This window comes from Insolitispirillum peregrinum (assembly GCF_900156605.1).
In the GTDB taxonomy this organism is placed as follows: domain Bacteria; phylum Pseudomonadota; class Alphaproteobacteria; order Rhodospirillales; family Rhodospirillaceae; genus Insolitispirillum; species Insolitispirillum peregrinum.
In genome coordinates, this window is the sequence record NZ_FTOA01000002.1 from 327,289 (window position 1) to 347,767 (window position 20,479).

At 63.8% G+C, this 20,479-nt stretch carries 16 protein-coding genes; 11 read left to right on the forward strand and 5 right to left on the reverse strand.

The features are described from left to right. Positions 1-26 precede the first annotated feature (26 nt). Complete coding sequence (locus BW995_RS05505) at positions 27-368, reverse strand: zinc ribbon domain-containing protein YjdM (protein ID WP_076399619.1); 342 nt, start codon at positions 366-368, stop codon at positions 27-29. 258 nt (positions 369-626) lie between these two features. On the opposite strand from BW995_RS05505, the gene gpmI reads away from it, so the two are divergent. From gpmI to BW995_RS05540, 7 genes are all read left to right on the forward strand, one after another. After that, on the forward strand, positions 627-2,195 hold the full coding sequence (gene gpmI / locus BW995_RS05510) for a 2,3-bisphosphoglycerate-independent phosphoglycerate mutase (protein ID WP_076399185.1): 1,569 nt from the start codon (positions 627-629) through the stop codon (positions 2,193-2,195). A gap of 40 nt (positions 2,196-2,235) precedes the next feature. Further along, a complete protein-coding gene (locus tag BW995_RS05515) occupies positions 2,236-3,852 on the forward strand; it encodes a murein hydrolase activator EnvC family protein (RefSeq protein ID WP_084194607.1) in 1,617 nt (538 codons plus the stop codon). Between the two features lie 11 nt (positions 3,853-3,863). Next, complete coding sequence (locus tag BW995_RS05520) at positions 3,864-5,222, forward strand: S41 family peptidase (RefSeq protein WP_076399621.1); 1,359 nt, start codon at positions 3,864-3,866, stop codon at positions 5,220-5,222. A gap of 243 nt (positions 5,223-5,465) precedes the next feature. Then, a complete protein-coding gene (locus BW995_RS05525) occupies positions 5,466-7,493 on the forward strand; it encodes a divergent polysaccharide deacetylase family protein (protein ID WP_139332774.1) in 2,028 nt (675 codons plus the stop codon). A 43-nt stretch (positions 7,494-7,536) separates the two neighbouring features. Further along, complete coding sequence (locus tag BW995_RS05530) at positions 7,537-8,028, forward strand: RNA pyrophosphohydrolase (protein WP_076399187.1); 492 nt, start codon at positions 7,537-7,539, stop codon at positions 8,026-8,028. Between the two features lie 26 nt (positions 8,029-8,054). Continuing rightward, entirely contained in the window at positions 8,055-9,002 is a 948-nt protein-coding gene (locus tag BW995_RS05535; RefSeq protein ID WP_076399188.1) for an L-lactate dehydrogenase, read from the forward strand. A 344-nt stretch (positions 9,003-9,346) separates the two neighbouring features. Next, positions 9,347-9,898 (forward strand): invasion associated locus B family protein, encoded by a 552-nt coding sequence (locus BW995_RS05540; RefSeq protein ID WP_139332775.1) that lies wholly within the window; start codon positions 9,347-9,349, stop codon positions 9,896-9,898. Positions 9,899-9,958: 60 nt separating this feature from the next. Here the strand turns inward: BW995_RS05540 and BW995_RS05545 are convergent, their stop codons facing one another. Beyond that, positions 9,959-11,458 (reverse strand): aldehyde dehydrogenase, encoded by a 1,500-nt coding sequence (locus tag BW995_RS05545; RefSeq protein ID WP_076399189.1) that lies wholly within the window; start codon positions 11,456-11,458, stop codon positions 9,959-9,961. A 108-nt stretch (positions 11,459-11,566) separates the two neighbouring features. On the opposite strand from BW995_RS05545, the gene ald reads away from it, so the two are divergent. Both ald and BW995_RS05555 read left to right on the forward strand, forming a co-directional pair. Further along, the gene (gene ald, locus BW995_RS05550) at positions 11,567-12,694 is read left to right on the forward strand and encodes an alanine dehydrogenase (RefSeq protein WP_076399190.1); all 1,128 of its coding nucleotides are present in this window, start codon (positions 11,567-11,569) and stop codon (positions 12,692-12,694) included. After that, entirely contained in the window at positions 12,691-13,731 is a 1,041-nt protein-coding gene (locus tag BW995_RS05555; RefSeq protein WP_076399191.1) for a histone deacetylase family protein, read from the forward strand. The genes ald and BW995_RS05555 overlap by 4 nt, the downstream gene beginning before the upstream one ends. A 248-nt stretch (positions 13,732-13,979) precedes the next feature. Here BW995_RS05555 and BW995_RS05560 read toward each other — a convergent pair whose 3' ends face one another. After that, complete coding sequence (locus tag BW995_RS05560; protein ID WP_076399192.1) at positions 13,980-14,987, reverse strand: AraC family transcriptional regulator; 1,008 nt, start codon at positions 14,985-14,987, stop codon at positions 13,980-13,982. Positions 14,988-15,225: 238 nt separating this feature from the next. Here BW995_RS05560 and BW995_RS05565 point away from each other — a divergent pair, with 238 nt between their 5' ends. Together BW995_RS05565 and BW995_RS05570 are read left to right on the forward strand one after the other, a co-directional pair. Then, positions 15,226-17,394: a TonB-dependent siderophore receptor gene (locus tag BW995_RS05565; RefSeq protein ID WP_175616996.1), complete on the forward strand. Its 2,169-nt coding sequence runs from the start codon at positions 15,226-15,228 to the stop codon at positions 17,392-17,394. A 175-nt stretch (positions 17,395-17,569) separates the two neighbouring features. After that, entirely contained in the window at positions 17,570-18,544 is a 975-nt protein-coding gene (locus BW995_RS05570) for an alpha/beta hydrolase (RefSeq protein ID WP_076399194.1), read from the forward strand. Here the strand turns inward: BW995_RS05570 and BW995_RS05575 are convergent. Beyond that, positions 18,516-19,739, reverse strand: a complete 1,224-nt coding sequence (locus tag BW995_RS05575) for an FIST signal transduction protein (RefSeq protein ID WP_076399195.1) — start codon at positions 19,737-19,739, stop codon at positions 18,516-18,518. The two genes, BW995_RS05570 and BW995_RS05575, sit on opposite strands and share 29 nt — an antisense overlap. Next, complete coding sequence (locus tag BW995_RS05580; protein WP_076399623.1) at positions 19,736-20,344, reverse strand: arylesterase; 609 nt, start codon at positions 20,342-20,344, stop codon at positions 19,736-19,738. Before BW995_RS05580 ends, BW995_RS05575 begins: the two co-directional genes overlap by 4 nt. Positions 20,345-20,479 lie beyond the last annotated feature (135 nt).

Genomic DNA, 20,479 nt, shown 5'->3' on the forward strand with positions numbered 1-20,479 from the left:
CTTTTTGTCGTGTACGATAGCCTGCCTTATGCCTTCTTGACGAATTCCGACTTCAGGCCCATCGCCCCGATACCGGGAATCTTGCAGTCGATGTTGTGGTCACTATCGACCAGCCGGATGCCCTTGACCTTGGTCCCGGCCTTCAGCACCTGCGACGAGCCTTTGACCTTCAGATCTTTCAGCACGGTGACGGTATCCCCGTCGGCCAGCAGGTTGCCGTTGGCATCCTTGACCACCAGCGCGCCATCGGCGGCGGCAGGCGTCTGGGCCGGGTCCCATTCATGGGCGCATTCCGGGCAAATCAGCATCTGGCCATCCTGATAGGCATAGGCGCTGCCGCACTGCGGGCAGGGAGGAAGGGTATCCATGATCAGCATCTCTTTCTGGCGGGTTGCAGGAGCGGGCTTTATATCAAACGACTTGCCCCCCGTCCTCAGGCAAATCGTCGAAATGATACCCGATTAAAAGAACTTTATGCTGTCCTGCTCCCACCGCCTCTGTGCGCCGGGTCGGACTCGCATCCCGCAAGAAAAGCACCACCTGCCGGGGGATCGGCCCTCGCATTTTTTGCCGCATTGCCTATAGTGAGGCACACTCGTATCACGCCAACCCATAGGCCTTTTTCCATGACCACTGCCCCTGTTTCGCGTGCTGCCAAGCCGGTTGTCCTGTGTATTCTTGATGGGTGGGGCTATCGCCCGGACCCGCAAGACAACGCCATCGCCCAGGCGAACACCCCCGTGTGGGACCGTTTGCTGAACGATTGTCCGTGGTCGCTGATCGAGACCTCTGGTCTGGATGTCGGCCTGCCGGACGGCCAGATGGGCAATTCCGAGGTCGGTCACATGAACATCGGGGCGGGCCGGGTGGTGATGCAGGACCTGCCCCGCATTGATGCTGCCTGCGCCGATGGTTCGGTGGCCCGTGAACCGGCGCTCCGCCGCTTCATTGACGCCCTGAAGGCCAGCGGCGGCGCGGCGCATCTGCTGGGACTGCTCAGCCCCGGCGGCGTCCACTCGCATCAAAAGCACATGGCGGCGCTGGCGGCGGTGCTGGCCGCCGAAGGCATTCCGGTGAAGGTCCATGCCTTCCTTGATGGCCGCGACACCCCGCCAAAGAGTGCCAAGGGCTTTGTCGAGGAGTTCCTGAAGGACACCCGCGACATTCCCAAGCTGTCGATTGCCACCGTCTCGGGCCGCTATTACGCCATGGACCGCGACAAGCGCTGGGAGCGGGTGGTGCTGGCCCATGACGCGATGGTCAAGGGGCTGGACGCCAACGGGCCGACCGCCGCCAACCCGATTGCGGCGATTGATGCCAGCTATGCTGCCGACAAGAGCGATGAATTCGTCCTGCCGACGGTGATTGGCGACTATGCCGGGATGGTCGATGGCGACGGCATCCTGTTTGCCAACTTCCGCGCCGACCGGGCGCGGGAAATCTCGCAGGCCCTGCTGGATGACAGCTTTGACGGCTTTGAGCGCAGCCGCCGGTTCAAGGCTGCGGCGGCCCTGTCTCTGACCGAATATTCGCGCGACCATAACCGCTTTCTCGACGTGCTGTTCGGCCCCGAGCAGTTGAGCGGCATTCTGGGCGAAGTGGTGTCGAAGGCCGGTCTGCGTCAGTTGCGCATCGCCGAAACGGAAAAATACGCACACGTAACATTTTTCTTCAACGGTGGCGAAGAGACGGTTTTCCCCGGCGAAGACCGTATCCTGATCCCCAGCCCGAAGGTTGCCACCTACGACCTGCAACCCGAAATGTCGGCCCCCGAAGTCACCGACAAGCTGGTGGCGGCGATCGAGGCTGGCACCTATGACGTGATCATTGTCAACTTTGCCAACGGTGACATGGTTGGCCACACCGGCATCATGTCTGCCGCCATGAAGGCGGCGGAAACCATTGATGCTTCGCTCGGGCGGCTGGAACAGGCGCTGAAGGCGGCGGGCGGGGTGATGATCGTCACCGCCGACCATGGCAACGCCGAGCTGATGAAAGACCCGGAAACCGGCGAACCGTACACCCAGCACACCGTCGGCAAGGTCTATGCGGTGCTGGTCAATGGCCCGCAGACGGTGACGGCGCTCCATCCGGGACGTCTGGCCGATCTGGCCCCGACGGTGCTGGAGCTGGTCGGCCTGCCGCAACCGGCGGAAATGACCGGTGCGTCGCTGCTGGCACGGGCGGGTGGCTGACCACCTGCGACATGATGCTGGCCTGAGGGGTTGGCAGACGATGGCCCGGCAAGGCGTGTCCTGCCGGGCCGTTGGCGCTGGGGTGATGCTGGGGATGGCGCTGCTGCTGCTGTCTTTCCCGCCGCTGTGGGCGGCGTCGCCGTCGGCGGTCCAGAGCCCGATGCCCAAGCCTCCGGCGGATCTGCCTCCGGCCCCGGAAGCCAAGCCAGAAATCAAAAGCGAAGACAAGGCCGACCCCAAGCCAGAGGCAAAACCCGAGGCCAAACCCGAGGCCAAACCGGCCCCCGCTCCGGCCTCTGCCCCGATGAGCAACGAGGAGATGGAACGGCTGTCCAAAGCTGTTTCCGAACGCGATCTGAAGGCGGTGGAAAAAAAGCTGGAAGAAAGCCGTCAGGAACAAAAAGCCCTGCAAGCCAAGGCCGAGGCCCTGGCGCAAGAGATCGACAGCTTGCAGCAGGAGCTGATCAGCGCCGCCGGAGCCGCCCAGGACACTGAAGAAAACCTGTCCGATCTGGAAGGTCGCCTGAGTGGCCTGAGCGAGCGGGAAAAGACCCTGCGCAACGAGCTGTCCAGCCGCGATACCCAGTTGCTGGAGGTGCTGACGGCCCTCGAACGGCAGGCCATGCGCCCGCCCGAAGCCCTGTTGGTGCAGCCGATGCCAGCCGCCGATGCCATTCGTTCGGCCATTTTGTTGCGTTCGGCGGTCCCGCAATTGCACGACATGGCCGGAACCCTGCGCGGCCAGTTGCAGGAGCTGTTGGCCCTGCGCAAGCAGATTTCCTCTCAGCGCCGCGACATTGCCCGCGAAGGGGCCAAGCTGACCAAACAGCAGACCCGTCTGAATGACCTGCTGACCCGCAAACAGACCCTGCAGAAATCGACCCTTGAGGCCAGCGATGCCGCCACCAAACGGGCCGAGGATCTGGCGGCCAGTGCATCGTCGATGCGCGATCTGCTGGATCGGCTGGAGGTCGAGCGCAAGCGGCGGGAAGACGAAGAGCGCAAGCGTCAGCAGGAGGAAGCCCGACGGGTGGCCGCCCTGCTGACCAGCAAGCCTGCGGCCCCCAAACCGCCGGAACCCGTGGTTGCCAAAGCGGACCCTGTCAAAGTGGACCCGGCCAGGGCCGAAGCCCCCAAGGCCGAACCGACCCCGCCGTCGGATCCGGCTGAAACCCCACGGGCCAGCGAACCAGCGGCAGAGCTTCAGACCGCCTCGGTGGTCACGTCGCCTGCCCCGGCGCATGGGAAATCCCAGAAACTGCGGAGTTTTGAAGAACTCCGTGGGCAGATGCCCTTGCCCGCCCGTGGACAAATTACCTCTCACTATGGACAAACCGACGGGACTGGCCCAACTCAGAAAGGTTTGGTCCTTAAAACACGCCCGCGCGCCCAGGTCGTTGCCGTCGCAGACGGTGTGGTCGCTTTTGCGGGCTCTTTCCGGGGGTATGGGCAACTCTTGATCATGGAACACAGCGGCGGCTATCATACCCTGCTGTCCGGGATGAACCGGATCGACGCGGTCGTTGGCCAACGAATCCTGGCAGGCGAACCGGTCGGTGTGATGGACGACTCGGACGGACCCAGCCTTTATGTGGAGCTGCGCCAGGATGGCCAGCCCATCAACCCCCTCCCTTGGCTCACTGCGCGCAAAGGTTAACTGTGGCGAAGATGATGCGGAAAACCCTCCTGGCGGCCTGCGCCGTTCTGGCCCTCTCGGTTGGTACCGGGGTTGCCTATTTTAGTTCCACCCCTGTCGCCCACGCGGAAACCGCGACCAAGGACGAGGAAAATACCTATGGCCTGCTCGACCTGTTCGGCAGCGTCTTTGAACGTGTCCGTCGGGATTATGTCGAAGAAGTCACCGACAAGCAGCTGATCGAGGCCGCCATCAACGGCATGCTGACCTCGCTGGACCCGCATTCGAACTATCTGAATGCCGACAGCTACAAGGACATGCAGGTCCAGACCCGTGGCGAGTTTGGCGGTCTGGGGATTGAAGTCAGCATGGAGAACGGCTTTGTCAAAGTCGTGTCGCCGATTGACGATACCCCGGCGTTCCGCGCGGGCCTGAAGCCCGGCGATTACATCACCCATCTCGATGGCAAGAGTGTTCAGGGGATGACCCTGCAAGACGCCGTTGACATGATGCGTGGCAAGGTCGGCACCTCGATCAAGTTGTCGGTCAGCCGCAAGAGTGCCGAGCCGTTTGATGTCTCGCTGGTGCGCGACACCATCAAGATCAAGTCGGCCCGTTCGCAGCGCGAAGGCGATATCGGCTACATCCGCATCACCTCGTTCAGCGAAAAGACCTACGATGGCATGAAGGATGCCATCGACAAGCTGACCAAAGAAATCGGCAAGGACAAGGTCAAGGGCTTTGTGCTTGACCTGCGCAACAACCCCGGTGGTCTGCTGGATCAGGCGATTGCGGTGTCTGACGCCTTCCTCGAGTCGGGCGAAATCGTTTCGACCCGTTCGCGTCATGCCGAAGATACCCAGCGGTTCAATGCCCACAGCGGTGACCTGACCAACGGCCTGCCGCTGGTGGTGCTGATCAACGACGGGTCGGCCTCGGCGTCGGAAATCGTCGCCGGCGCCCTGCAGGACCACAAGCGGGCGATCATCGTCGGCACCAAGAGCTTTGGGAAAGGCAGCGTGCAGACGATCATTCCGTTGCCGTCGCATGGTGCGATGCGCCTGACCACCGCCCGCTATTACACGCCGTCGGGCCGGTCGATTCAGGCGGTCGGGATCGAGCCGGACATCGAGGTCAAGCAGCTGTCGGTGTCTGAAATCAACCCGGCCCACCGTCGGGCCGAGGCGGATTACCGCAATGCCCTGACCAACGACACCGTGAAAAAGGATGACAAGGCACCGCAGGATCAGGCCGATGGCAACGAGCCGGAAAATGGCGTCGAAGCCGCCAACCCTGAAGAGAGCAAGCTGAAAGACTATCAGCTCGCACGCGCCCTTGATATTCTGCGTGGGGTTGCGCTGTACCGCGAACGCGATACGATGGCGCGCTAGAGCATTGTGCGAAAAGTGGGAACCGGTTTAACGCACGCTGCTCTAAGGTAGAGTACGTTTTATGGCCCCCCTGCACGGCGTCGTGTGATGCCGTGCAGGGGATCAGCCTTGGTGCGAACCGTCTGCATCACGGCGCGAAAGATGACCTCACCGGGGGCTGTCCTTTGGTGATTCCGCAACAGGCAAAGGTCCCGGCATCCCGTGCCGGGCCTTTGCTCTGAGCACAGCAAGGCGAGGCAGAGCGTGGCTTTCTCTTTGAAATCCCTGCTGAAAGGCAAGAAGAAAGACCCGGCAGACGCGATGGGCGAACTGGACGATGATCCGTTCGCCCGCGCCTCCGAGGAAATTCCTGCCATGGAAGCCGAACGCCTGGAGCGGGCGAAAAACAAACGCAAGACGCCTCCGCTGGCTCGCATGATGGAAAAGATGACCGCCGCCTTGCCCTTTCTGCGGAAAGGCAAAAAGGACAGCGGGCCGGTCGTTGACCCGTTCGACAACCCGGAACTGATGGCCCTGATTGCCTCGGAAGTGGCGGCCATCCCCTTGCCCGAAGAAGTCGCCAGCGAGGAGCCCCAACCCGCGACCCCGAAAGCCAAGCCCGCGCCCGAGCCGGTCGTGGCCGCTCCTCCGCCCCCGCCAGAGGAGCCGGAGGAGGAGGAGCCCGACCTGGAAGACGAGCTGTCTCCCCAGCCGCCCAAGCCCGAGCGGGAATACGGGAGCCTGCCAAACTTTGCAATGCCTGACCCCATGAAGAACTCGATACGGTACGAGGGGGATGAAGACGGATTTGGCGGGCCGTCGTTGGGAGGGGTCGATGACGATGATCGAGCTGCAGGGACCATGAGCGCCGACCGGAAAGAAAAGATGAAAAAGGTCGCCATGATCGCTGCGGCCGGGCTGGCCGGGGTTGCTGTGGTCGGGGGTGGCCTGTGGATGGTGCTGGGGGGTGAAAAGTCCCCGGCGACCTCGACGGCAGCCTCGGGCAGTGTTGGGGGTACCATTGGGGGGGGCGCGCAGGGGCAGGGGACTCCGGCTGCCGATGATGGCGCGTCCGCATCCCGGATGACTTCGGACAAGGGTTTGTCCGGCGACAAGATTTCGATGGCGTTGCCCCCTCCGCCCGCCATGCCGGATGCGACTGCCGAAGCCGCCACCGAGAAGTCGGCGTCGCGTCGCCCCTGGCTGACCGGCGGTGACGCTGCCGCGCCGGAGACGCCACCTGCGGCCCCGGCGGCGGCAACGCCAGAGCCCCCGGCGCAAGTGCCAGCTCAGGCTGCGGTCACTCCGCCGCCTGCCGCCGCACCTGTCGCCCCGCCGACCGCGGACCCGGCCTCTGCGGCGGCGTCTGGCGGCAACATGCAGGTCGCGCTGGCGCCGTTGCCCAAAATGCCCGAGGTCAGGCAACCGACCCAGCCGAATGGCAAGGACCCGGTTCCGTCTTACGAGGCCCTGCCCAAGCCTGCGCAGCCTGCGGCGGCCCTGACCCCGGCCCCGGCCAAGGATCTGGTGCGCCAGTCCCCGCTCGGGATGCTGCCGGTTCGTGCCGCCGACGGGCGTGCCGCCTGGCAGGCCTATGCCCGCCCGTTCACCACCCAGACCAATACCCCCCGGGTGGCGCTGGTGGTGGTCGGTCTGGGGATGAACCCCGAGGCGACCAGTGCCGCCATCACCAGCCTGCCCGCTGACGTGACGCTGGCCTTCAGCCCCTATGCCCCCAAGCTGTCCGAGCAGATGGCCGCCGCCCGTGCCGCTGGTCATGAAGTCCTGCTCGACCTGCCGATGGAGCCGGACACCTTCCCGGCGCAGGACCCCGGCCCGCTGGCCATGCTCAGCAGCCTGCCAGCCGGTGACAACATCACCCGGCTCGAAACGGCGCTGGGGCGCGGGAATGGCTATACCGGGGTGATCAGCCGCATGGGCAGCAAGTTTACCGCCGTGCCGCAAAGCCTGCGCCCGGTTCTCGAGGCCCTGAGCAGCCGGGGTCTGCTGTATGTCAGCTCCACGCCGTCGGATGCTCTGGCGGCCAACGTTGATCTGCCGTTGCCGATGGCCGAGGCCTTGATTGCCATTGATGACCGCCCCTTCCGCGATGCCATCGACAGCCGGTTGCAGTATCTGACCGATGTCGCCAAAAGCCGGGGAACGGTGGTGGCCGTCCTGCACACCTATCCGCTGTCGTTCCACCGGGTGGTCAACTGGGCCAACGGCCTGAGTGCGAAGGGGATTTCCCTCGCCCCGGTTTCGGCGGCGGTCAGTGGCTCGCAAGGGTAAGGGATCGATGGGAAAGAACGCTAAAACAAAGGACAGGTCCAGAATGATCGACAAGGATGCTCTGCCCTATCGCCCGTGCGCCGGGCTGATGGTGATGAACCGGCAGGGGGAAATCTTTGTTGCCCGCCGGATTGATACCGATCTCGATGCCTGGCAGATGCCACAGGGTGGCATTGACGAGGGCGAAGCGCCGCGTGCGGCGGCCCTGCGCGAGATGAAAGAGGAAATCGGCACCGACAACGCCGAAATCATCGCCGAAACCGCCGACTGGCTGGCCTATGACCTGCCCGATCATCTGATCGGCAAGGTGTGGAAGGGCAAGTATCGCGGCCAGAAGCAGAAATGGTTCCTCGTCCGCTTTTTGGGGGAGGACAGCGAAATCAACATTGCCACCGAGCATCCCGAGTTTGATGCTTGGCGCTGGATGTCCCTGGCGGACGTTCCCCGCCATATCGTGCCGTTCAAGCGCGATATCTATCAGGCGGTTTGTGACGAATTTGCCCCGCTGGTCACGCCGCTCGATCCGGTGGCCTGACGGCGGGAGCCACAGGAGAGCACGGCATGAAGGTCGGAATTATTGGCGCAGGCATGGTGGGCAGCGCCGCAGCCTTTGCCATCACCCTGCGCGGGGTTGCCAGCGAAGTGGTGCTGGTGGACCGGAATGCCGCACTGGCGCAGGCGCAGGCCGAAGATATCCTGCACGCCACCCCCTTCGCCCACGGGACACGGGTGATCAGCGGCGGCTATGCCGACCTTGACGGGGCAAAAGTGGTGATCCTGACCGCCGGGGTCAACCAGCAGCCGGGCGAGACCCGGCTGGCGCTGCTGTCGCGCAATGCGGCGGTCTTTGCCGAGATCATCCCGCAGGTGCAGGCTGCCGCCCCCGATGCGATTCTGGTGGTGGCGACCAACCCGGTCGATATCATGACCGCCATTGCCTGCCGCCTGTCAGGACTGCCGCCTGGGCGGTGTTTCGGCAGCGGGACGATTCTCGACACCGCCCGTTTCCGGGCCTTGCTGGCCAGTCATCTGGGCATTTCCGCCACCTCGGTGCATGCCCATGTCCTTGGCGAGCATGGTGATTCTGAAATTCTCTGCTGGTCGTCGGCAATGGCGGGTACGCTGCCCGTGGCAGAAATGGCTGCCCAGCGTGGCTGCCCGCTGACCGACGAGGTGCGGGCGACCATTGACCATGGCGTCCGCCGTGCCGCCTATACCATCATCAACGGCAAAGGGGCGACGTGGTACGGCATCGGTGGAGGGTTGGCCCGCATTGTTCAGGCGGTCGCCCACGACGAAAGCGCCATCCTGACCCTGTCCTGTCTGGAAACGGGGTTGATGCTGCCCGGTCAGGATACTCCGCTGGCTCCGGTTGCCCTGTCGCTGCCACGGGTGATTGGTGCGCAGGGGATCAGCGATACCCTGACTCCCCTGTTGTCCCCTGCCGAAGCCGAAGGGCTGGCGGCCTCGGCCCGCGTTCTGATTGCGGCGGCTGACGGGCTTTCATGACGGGAGTTGCGGGCCTCCACGTGGGACGATACCCGCGACCCCCCAGCCGCTCTTTTTCTTGGACTATCAAATAAATGGGGTCTGGGGCCTCAAGGCCCCGGCGAGGTGTGGAGCAGCGCTCCACTCTACTGCCATGTCCTGTAATGTGGGTCACATTTAAGGCTCACGGCTCTGGCTGTTAGTGAAAAAGTTCTAGGTCTTGCCAGATTTTCACTCGCACCACCCCCTGCTTTACCCCATATAAAAGGCTCGGGCAGGGGGACGGTGCGTGCCGGGCACAGCGGGTTCCTTTGGTCGCAAGCGATTTTTGCCAAATCCGTTTTCTACCATCGGGGATCAGGACCATGACGCTTCTCTCGCGCACCTTGGGCAGCAGACGCTTTGCCAGCCTTGCTTTCGCGACTCTGCTGGCCACTGCCGGCTTCACCTCTGCCGCCCAGGCTGCCGATCCGAAAGTGCTCGGCGCCTTTGGTGACTGGACCGCCTATACGGTGCAGGAAGGCGGCGAACCGGTTTGCTACGTTGCCAGCCAGCCGACCAAAGCAGACGGGGACTATGCCCAGCGTGGCAACATTTATGCGTTGATCACCCACCGCCCCAAGGACAAGAACGCCTTGTATGTGGTGTCGATCGTGGCGGGCTATCCCTACAAGGCCAACAGCCAGACCTCGATCGCCATCGGCAAAAAGGAATGGCAGTTGTTCACCAAGGGTGAGCGCGCCTGGGCGCATGATTCCGACACCGACAAGGCGATTGCCGACGGCATGCGCAAGGGGGCGTCGATGGTGATCACCGGCACGTCGCAAAAGGGCACCAAGACCAACGATACCTATTCCCTGCGTGGCTTTGGTCAGGCGCTGGATGCGATCAACAAGGCCTGCAACGTGACGAAGTAAGCTGTCCGGGACAGGAAAGGGCATCTTCCCCAGAACGGGAGGATGCCCTTTTTGACCTTGTCAGGTCAGATCAATCCACGTTGCCTTCAGCTCGGTGTACTTGTCCAGCGCATGCAGGGATTTGTCGCGGCCATTGCCCGACTGTTTGAAGCCACCAAACGGCATGGTCATGTCGCCACCATCCCAGCAGTTGACCCACACACTGCCCGCCCGCAACTTGCGCGACAGGGTATGAGCCTTGGTGACATCGCGGGTCCACAGACAGGCGGCCAGCCCGTAATCGCAGGTATTGGCCACCCGGATGGCCTCGTCGGCGTCCTTCACCCGGATCACCGACAACACCGGCCCAAAGATTTCTTCGCGGGCGATGGTCATGTCGTTGGAAATGCCGCTGAAAATGGTCGGCTCGATGAAATAGCCGCCACTGTTCACCCGTGCTTGTCGTCCACCCAGCGCCAGCACACCGCCCTCGCGGACGCCCTGATCAATGTAGCCCAGCACCCGTTGCATCTGGCGCTGATCGACGATGGCACCCATTTTGGTCGCCGGGTCCAGCGGATCGCCCGGCTGCATGGCCTGCCCCAGCGCGATCACCTTTTCCAGTAAGGCATCATGGATGCTGTCTTCGACGATCAGCCGGGATGCGGCGGTACAGACCTCGCCCTGATTGTAGAAAATGCCCAGCGCGGCGTGGAAAGCCGCCTTGTCGAGATCAGCGACATCGCTCAGCACCACATTCGGGCTTTTGCCGCCGCATTCCAGCCAGACCCGTTTCAGGTTCGACTGCCCGCCGTATTGCATGAACAGCTTGCCGACCTCGGTCGAGCCGGTAAAGGCCAGACAATCGACATCCATGTGCAGGCCCAGCGCCTTGCCTGTGGTCGGGCCGAAGCCCGGCAGCACCTGAAAGACGCCTTCGGGCAGACCGGCCTCGGCGCACAGTTCGGCCAGCTTCAGGGCGGTCAGCGGGCTTTGTTCGGCGGGCTTGAGGATCACCGAGTTCCCGGCGGCCAGCGCCGGGGCAATCTTCCACGATGCCATCAGCAGCGGGAAGTTCCACGGGACCACGCACGCCACCACCCCGATCGGGTCGCGGGTGATCAGCCCCAGCGCGTGCGGACCCGACGGCGAGATTTCGTCATACACCTTGTCGACCGCTTCGGCGTACCACTGCACGCAATTGGCCGACGATCCGACATCGACCGCCAGCGCCTCGGCAATCGGCTTGCCCATGTCGAGGGTTTCCAGCAGGGCCAGATGCTGGGCATCGCGCCGCATCAGCTCGGCCAGCTTCAGCAGCACCCGCTTGCGGTTGCGCGGCGACTGGTGGCTCCACCGGCCATCGTCAAACGCCGCCCGTGCCAGCGCCACGGCGCGGTTGACATCCTCGGCATTACACTCGGCAATTTCGGCAATCACCGTGCCGGTCGCCGGGTTGACGGTGGCAAAGGTTTTGCCCGACGCGGCATCCACGAACTGACCACCGATAAAGGCTTGCGTGCGCGGCGTCAGCTCGGCGGCCATCTGGCGGTAATCGTCGGCACTCAAGGATTTAGCCATGCGTTCCTCTTGGGTCTGGGTGCTCGGTTGTGCTTAACGCCCGCACTGGTCGGGGGCGAGATGGCGTGTTAGCGTGGCGCCATCGCACCAACAGAGTCGGAGAAGTCCATGCTGGTCGGCGTGCCGAGGGAAATCAAGACCCACGAATACCGGGTTGGGTTAACCGCAGGAGGCGTGCGCGAGCTTGTGCACCACGGTCACGCGGTGATCGTCGAGCGCGAAGCGGGCAGCGGGGCTGGAATCGACGATGCGGCCTATCGCGCCGCCGGAGCCGAGGTGGTTGATACCGCCGCAGAGGTCTTTGCGCGTGCCGACATGATCGTCAAGGTCAAGGAACCGCAGGCCGACGAATGCCGGATGCTGCGCAACGGGCAGATCCTGTTCACCTACCTGCATCTGGCGGCGGACCGCCGTCAGGCCCGGCTGTTGCGCGACTCGGGGTGCGTGGCGATGGCTTATGAAACGGTGACCGATGATCACGGTGGCCTGCCGCTGTTGGCCCCGATGTCCGAAGTTGCCGGACGGATGGCGATTCAGGCCGGGGCGCACTGTCTGGAAAAATCCATCGGCGGACGCGGGATTCTGCTGGGCGGCGTTCCCGGTGTTCCGGCGGCCAAGGTGGTGATCCTCGGTGCCGGGGTGGTCGGCACCAATGCCGCCCGGGTGGCGATCGGACTGGGGGCACAGGTCACCCTGCTGGATGCCTCGGTGGCGCGATTGCGCAAACTCGACATGTTCTTTGGCTCGCGCCTGAACACCCTGTCGTCGTCGATGGAAAACATCGAATCCGCCGTGCTGGATGCCGATCTGGTGGTCGGGGCGGTGCTGGTTCCCGGCGATGTCGCGCCGAAACTGGTCAGCGCGGAAATGGTTGGCGGCATGCGGCGCGGCTCGGTGCTGGTTGATGTGGCGATTGATCAGGGTGGATGCTTTGAAACCAGCCACCCGACCACCCACGCCTCGCCGACCTTTGTGGTGCAGGACGTGGTGCATTACTGCGTTTCCAACATGCCCGGCGCGGTGGCGCGGACCTCGACCTTTGCCCTCAACAACGCCACCTTGCCCTATATTCTGGAGCTGGCCGACCATGGCTGGCAGGCCGCACTGATCGGCAATCCCCATCTGTGTGCGGGTCTGAACCTGCTGCACGGCAAGATCACCCACAAGGGCGTGGCCCATGCCCTGGGCGAAGACTACGTGGCCCCCCTCAGCCTGCTGGAGACGGCATCCGCATGATTCCCTGGATTTTCAGCCCATTGCAGCGCTCGCATGCCGGGGGCGAGGAACTCAATCGCGGCAGCATCGTTCCCTGCCACGAATGCCCCGAGCGGGCCGATTTCATCACCGCCGCCCTGCGCGATCAGGGCTTTGCCGAACCGCTGGCCCCACGCGACCATGGCGAGCAGCCGTTGCTGGCCTGCCATGATGCTGACTTTGTGGCGTTTCTGAAAACCGCTTATGCCGACTGGCGGGCCAGTGGCCGCGAGGGCAGCGCCCTGCCGTTTACCTTTCCGGCCTCGGGGGGGATGGCGCGTCGTCCGATGACGCCGCAAAACAGCATCTTTGCCCGGCTGGGGCACTATTGTTTCGATGTCGGAACGCCGATTGTCGGCGGCACCTGGGAAGCGGCCTACTGGTCGGCCCAGACGGCGCTGACCGGGGCCGACCTGCTGGCCGAGGGTGTCCCGCTGGCCTTTGCCCTCTGTCGTCCGCCGGGGCACCACGCCGGGCGGGGGTACTATGGCGGCTATTGCTTCTTCAACAATGCCGCTCTGGCCGCCGAGTCCCTGCGGCAAGCCGGTCATGCCAAAGTTGCCATCCTTGATGTCGATTATCACCATGGCAACGGTACGCAGGATATTTTCTGGCAGCGGGGCGATGTGTTCTATGGCTCGATTCACGCCGAGCCCCTGACCGATTTCCCCTATTTCTGTGGCTATGCCGATGAAACCGGTGCCGGTGACGGGGCTGGAGCCACTCTGAACCTGCCGCTGCCGCGCGGGACTGACTGGCAGGGCTATCAACCGGCGCTGGAGCAGATGCTGGCCGCGACCAAGGCCCACGGAGCGACGGCGCTGGTGGTCTCCCTTGGCGTTGACACCTGGTATGGCGACCCGATTAGCGGCTTTGCCCTGCAAACCGAGGATTTCGCCGCCATGGGGCAACACCTGGCCTTGCTGGGGTTGCCGACGCTGGTGGTGATGGAAGGCGGCTATGCGGTGGCCGATGTCGGCAAGAACGTGGCCAATGTCCTGAGGGGATTGGAGCCCTGAGCGCAAAAACCGGAGCCGGTTTTGCGCATCATCACTGCGACAGATAAAAAGGTTAGACCGGTGTGCCTGCGTCAGGTCACAGCACACGACAGTTGGTTCAATCAGTGCAGGCTGCCGCCTGAAACTGCTCGGGGCCTGAGGCCCCGAACCCCCATTTTTCTTTTATGATCAAAGAAATGGGGTCTGGGGCCGACTGGCCCCAGCGAGGTGTGGAGCAGCGCTCCACGGTACTGTCGTGTACTGTGGTGTCAGCTCGCTGACGGGTCGCCGTATCGCCCCGGTGAACAGCCGAAATGCTTGCGGAAGGCGGTCGAGAAATTGGCCGCGCTGCCATAGCCTGCCAGATAGGCGGCTTCCTTGACGCTCAGGCCCTGCTGCAAGGCGGCGCGGGCGCGCTCCAGCGCCCGGCGGCGCAGGGCTTCAAAGGCGCTCAGGCCATAGGTGGTCTGAAACAGCCGCTGCACGGTGCTGATGCTGGTGCCAGCGGCACCGGCCAGATCGTCCAGTGATACCAGCGCGCTGTCCGTGCTGGCGAGGAACTCCTCGATCCGGCGCAGTCGCTGCTGGTCGCGCGGCTCCGGGCGCGGGGCCGGGGGATCGGTAAAGGTGGTGAACACCTGTCCCAACAATTCCAGAGCCGCACTTTCCTGATACAGCGCCGCCAGCGCGCCGTTGCTGTGGGTGGTCTGGACCAGACGTTCAGCCAGCGCCACCACCTGCGCCGAGGGCGTCCAGCTCCGCCGGGCCATGTGCTGGCGGCTGAAGCGATACAGGTCCTGCGCCTCGGTTTTCCACAGATCGCCATAACTTTCCAGCCAGTGCGGCGACAGGCTGAGGCTGACCTTGCGGATGCGGTCGCCCTGTTGGGCGCGGCGTTCAAACAGCTCGGTCTGGGTGCGGCTGCTGACCACCACCTGCGGCCGGGGCAGAGGAACCACCTCGCCGTGCTGGGCGTCGGCCAGCAGATGCCGCCCGCCCATCGAGGCGTTGACCGTCCCGTTCAGAAAGACCTGCACCGACATACCGGGGGCCCGTTCGACCTGGGTGACCAGATCGTGCAGGTCCACCGCATCCGAAGCATGCAGCACCATGCTGTCCCGCAGACGTCGCAGCCCATAGGAGCCGTGCAGGGCCGGGCCGGGTGGCACGGGGGCGGGTAGGGGGGAGGGACGCACCACCCGGAAGTTCTGCCCGACCGCGACCGAGCTTTCCGCAATCGTTGCAAAGGCGACGGCGCCGGAGGGACAGGGGGGCATGGGCAGGGAACTCCGGGGTGAGGGGGAGATAAATGAATGGACGGCAAAGCCTTTTGAGCGTTCTGCAAAGGTGCGATGGCTGGAGGCAGGTCTTTGTTGCACGTATGATATTAACAATCATTATCACACATGCACAAGCCGCACAAAAGAAGGGGATATCCTGCGCCGGGGAGCGCCGGATCACACAGCCCCCAAAGCACACCCTGTGGTGCGGCACAGATTTCGGATCGGAGGGATCATGCGTATGCGGCGGGATAACCGGCTGTGGGGACCATCGGCTCTGGTTTTGGCGATCATGCTGGCAACGCCAGCGTGGGCCGACGACACCAGCCAGACGGACAAGGCCAAGGACAACACGGCAGAGGCGCAGGCCGATCCACACACCGATCCACAGGGGGTGGTTCTGCCGACCGTGCGGGTGACTGGCTCGGGCTATGAGACCGAAGACAGCACCAGCTACACCTCGTCACAGATCAGCGTCGGGGAAAAGGACGCCCGCACCCCGCGTGAAGTGCCGCAGACCACCACCGTGCTGACCCGGCAATATCTCGATGACCGTGATGTGTCGTCGCTCGATACCGCCCTGCGCAAGACGCCGGGGGTGGTGGTGCTCAGCAATGACAATGGCCGCTCCAGCCTCTATTCCCGTGGATTTGAGTTCGATTCGCTCTATTTCAACGGCCTGCCTGCCCCGCTGTCGAGCATCTATGGCACCCAGCCGGACATGGCGATCGTTGACCATGTGGAAATCCTGCGCGGGCCATCGGGCCTGTTTGCCGGGGCCGGTGAGCCTGCCGGGGCGATCAACATGCGCCTGAAGCAGCCGACCAAAGAGTTGGGCGGTTCGGTGGCGGTGACCGGCGACAGCTGGGGCGGGGTGCGGGTCGAAGGCGATGTGTCCACACCGCTGACCCCCGATGGCAAGCTGCGTGGCCGGGCAGTGATGGTGCGCGATGATGGTCAGACGTGGATCGACAACAACGACAACAATACCACCGTTGGCTATCTGTCGCTGCAAGGCGACCTGACTGACCTGACCACTGTCACCCTCAGCTACAGCAACCTGCAGCGCGACATGAAGCCGTTCAACGGCCTGCCGACGCTGGCCAACGGCACCTTGCTGGATGTGGACCGTTCGACCACCACCGGCACCGACTGGAACGACTTCAGCAATCAGGTGGTTGATTACATTGGCGAGATCGAGCACCGCTTTGACTCGGGTGGCTATGCCAAGCTGTCGGCGCGCTATTCCGACCGTGATGTGGATTTCCTCTATGGCTATGCCGGTACGGCGGCCAACAGCAGCGGCACGGTGACCAGCATGGCGTGGCTGGCGCGCGATTATGAAGAAGACTCGCTGGCCGTCGATGCTCACGTCAGCCGTCCGTTCGTCCTGTTCGGGCAGGAGCACAACGTGCTGGTCGGGGCCGATTACCAGAAAGTGGACAGCACCCTGTTGCAGGGGCGCGGCAGCATTGCCACCCGCAACAACGTCTATGCCTGGAACACCGACATCAGCATGCCGCGCGTCACCTATTCGACGCAGACCGAGACCGACTCCGAGCAATATGGCCTGTACGGCCAGCTGCGGGTCAAGCCGGTTGATGACCTGACCCTGATCGGCGGTGCGCGTGGTACCTGGTACAATGACAAGGCGGTCAACATGCTGACCGGAGTGCAGACCAGCAGCCAGGTCATCGGCGGCAAGCTGACTCCGTACTATGGGGCGGTCTATGACGTGCTGCCCGAGGCATCGGTCTATGCCAGCTACACCGAGATTTTCCAGCCGCAGGATGTCACCGACGCCACCGGCAAGATTCTCGATCCGCGTACCGGCGGCCAGTATGAAATCGGCGTCAAGGGAACGGTGCTCGACGGGCTGGATGTGGCGGCGGCACTGTTCGAGCTGACCGACAAGAACCGCTCGATGAGCGATGGCAACGGCAACAACGTCGCTTCGGAAGAAGTGCGGATGCGCGGTCTGGAACTGCAGGCGGCGGGGACGGTGGCGCCGGGCTGGGAGGTGATGGCAGGCTATACCCTCAGCCGGTCGGAATACCTGAACGGCACCTCGAACGGCTCGACCTTCAGCACCTACACCCCGCGTCACATGGTGCAGGCCTGGGTCAAGCACCACCTCGAAGCGGTGCCGAAGCTGACCGTCGGCGGTGGGGTCAAGGCGTTCAGCGATTTCCGCTCGATTTCCAACGGTACCTCCATTGATGCCGACGGCTATGCGGTGGTTGACGCGATGGTCGGTTATCAACTGACCGACTCGATTTCAACCACCCTGACCGTCAACAACCTGTTTGACGCCACCTATTACGAACGGGTCGGCGGGACCTCGGTGTTCAACTTCTACGGTGAACCGCTGAGTGCCGCCCTGCGTCTGGAAGCCAAATTCTAAATCAAGGGCAGAGGGTTATGGACTCCCGGATCGGTGACAGCACCGGTCCGGGATTTGCCATGAGCATTTTCAAGTTGACCGTCGACGGTCAACGGCTCGGAAAATGCGGCACTAAAAGGGAAGAGCGTTTTCGCTCGGTGTGAAAACGCTCATGTGAGGGAAGGATGTGCGAAAGATGGTCGGGATGATGGGGAAACGGGCGAGGCAGTGGATGCGCCGGATCGGGCTGGGAATGCTGATGTCGATGCTGGCGGCCTGCGCTACGGCTCCTGCAGCGGTCAGCATTCCGCGCAGTGAAGACCTGCCGGTGGTCAATTCCAGAACCGGTGAGGCCTATCGCCTGCTGATCTGGCGCCCGGCCTCGCCGCCGCCGCCCGACGGTTGGCCGGTGGTCTATTTGCTGGATGCCAACAGCGTTTTCGGGATGGTGACCGACATCATGAACAGCCGGTCGGAGTCGGCGGGCAAAACCGGCGTGCGGCCTGCGGTGGTGGTGGGGATCGCCTATCCGACCGATGCCGCCTATGACCTGACCCGCCGGACCCGGGACCTGACGCCGTCCGTGGACCCGCAGACCTTGCCGATGCGGCCCAACGGCCAGCCATGGTCGGAAACCGGTGGAGCCGATGAATTCCTGCATTTCCTGCAACAGCAGGTCAAGCCGCTGGTGGCCTCCCGCCTGCCGGTCAATCCGCAGCAGGATGTGTTGATGGGACATTCGTTCGGCGGGCTGTTCACCCTCCACACCCTGCTGTCGCACCCGGAGGCCTTCCACAGTTATGTGGCAGGAAGCCCGTCGGTGTGGTTCGGCCAAGGGGCGTTGTTACAACAGGCCAAAGCCGTTATGACCAGCGGCACGGCGGATACCACCGGGCGGCGGGTGTTGATTGTCACCGGCGGCGACGAAGAGCGGCTGACCGCCGCCGAGCAGGCGCAACCCGATGCCGCCCGCCGTCTGGCGTGGAAGCAGGGCAACCGCATGTTGGGCAATGCGCAGGAGATGCGGACGCTGCTGGCCGCCCTGCCGGGGCTGACGGTGGACTACCGCGAACACCCCGGTCTGGACCATGGCTCGGTGGTGCCGATGTACCTGTATGACGGCCTGATGTTTGCCCTTTCCCCTACAGGAACAGCATCAGCACCCCGGTGAAGGTGTAGATGCGGTTGTGGTTGATCTCGCCACCGGCAAAAAAGCCGGTCAGCGGGACGGTGCCGAGTTCCTCGGTGATGATCGCCATTTCCTGCCGGTCCTGACCGAACAGGCGCGGACCGCGGGCGAGGCAACTGATGTACAGGGCCCCGCGCGGCGGCTCGGGGCAGCGGGCGAGCAGGCGGTGGACCATCGCCCGCAGGTCGGCTTCGGCGCTGACCGGGTCGCGGCGCACGAACATCAGCCGTTCGCCTTCGACCAGATCGGCGGCAATCCCCAGCCGCCCGTCCTGAATGTCAATCGCCATCAGGCTGCGCACCAGATAGTCGGCGGTGTCCGAACCGCTGACCGGGACGGCAGCATGGATTGTTCCGGCCAGACTGGCGAGGCCGTCATCATCCTGCTGGCGCGGGTTTTTGCTCAACAGGTTGGCGGCCTGCAAATCCTGCCGCAGAACATCAAGGGCGGTGCGGTTGTTCAGTCCCTCGACCCAGTCATCATCCATGCTGGTGATCAGGTGCGGCGGGCCGATGGGTTGGCAGCCTTGCGACAGGCCGACCACCACCGGCACGTCAGCACCGAACAGCACCCCGGACAGACCACCGCCGGTGATCGTTTCAAAACCGGGCTGTTCGCCGTGGTGATCAGGGACCAGGGTTCCGGCGATGTGGCCGCCGACGCTGCCCAGTCCCTTGGTGCCGAGGTGGGACAGGCTGTCGGGCAGGACGGTCAGCCCGCCGACCAGATAGCTGTCAATGGCTTCGGGCAGCAGGTCGATGATGCCGGGAATGGCTTCGTTGCGCGGGTCGCCGTGGACCAGACCAACCAGCGGGCGGGCGGTCTGCATCCAGTCTTCGGGGATGGCATCGGCGACGTCTTCGGGTTGGCGCAGGCTGGGCAGGAAGGTCCAGTCGTCTTCCTCCAGCGGCAGGATCAGGATGGAAACGGCGGCACCGCTAAAGAACTCTTCGTTGATTCCGCAGACCCCGGCCCCAATCGTTCCGGCCCAGTGACGAACGCCGGTGGTGGCCGACAGCAGCGAGACCACCTCGGGCAGATGGGCGGCGACGGCTTCGGTGACATAGACCAGCCCCAGCGCCGCATGATCGACGGGGGCGACGGCCTCGGCGCAGATCATGGCGGCGGTGCGCCAGTCGTGCGCCTGGGCCGCCATGGAACGGAAACGCGGTTTCATGGCTTTGCCTGTGTGCTGGACGGCGCTGCGGGCAGCAGGGGCTCCACGGCAGGCAGGATGCGTTTGACGATTTCATCAACACCCTGCGCAGTCGGATGCAGGCCATCGGTCTGCAACAGGGTGGCCTGTGCGGCGACGCCGTCAAGGAAGAAGGGATACAGTGCCACCTGATGTTTGGCGGCAAGGCGGGGGTAAAGGCCGTCAAAGGCTGTCTGATAGTCGCGTCCCAAGTTGGGGGGAGCCTTCATGCCGATCAACAGGATGCGGATGTTGTCTTTTTTCAGGCGGGTCAGAATCTGGTCAAGGTTGGCTTCGGCCCGCGCCGGGTCCAGTCCGCGCAGGGCGTCATTGGCGCCCAGCTCGACCAGTGCTACCTGTGGATGCTCGGCCAGCATCCAGTCCAGCCGGGCAAGGCCACCAGTGGTGGTATCCCCCGAAACGCCGCCGTTGATGACTTTGACCGCGTGCCCCTTGTCGTGCAGGGCCTGTTGCAGGCGGACCGGAAAGGCGTTGGCGGCAGGCAGGTTATAGCCCGCGGTCAGGCTGTCGCCGAGGGCGAGAATGGTGGTTTCGGCGTGGGCCGCGGTTGTAAACAGGCTGGTCATCAGCAGTCCGGCAGACAGGAGAACGGCAAAAAAAGCCCCCTTTCGGCGTGTCCCCGCCTTGACGGGAGAAAACGCACTGCCATATCCCGAGCACGGTCCGTGCTGGTGATGCAGTGCGGCAGTCTGATAATCCTG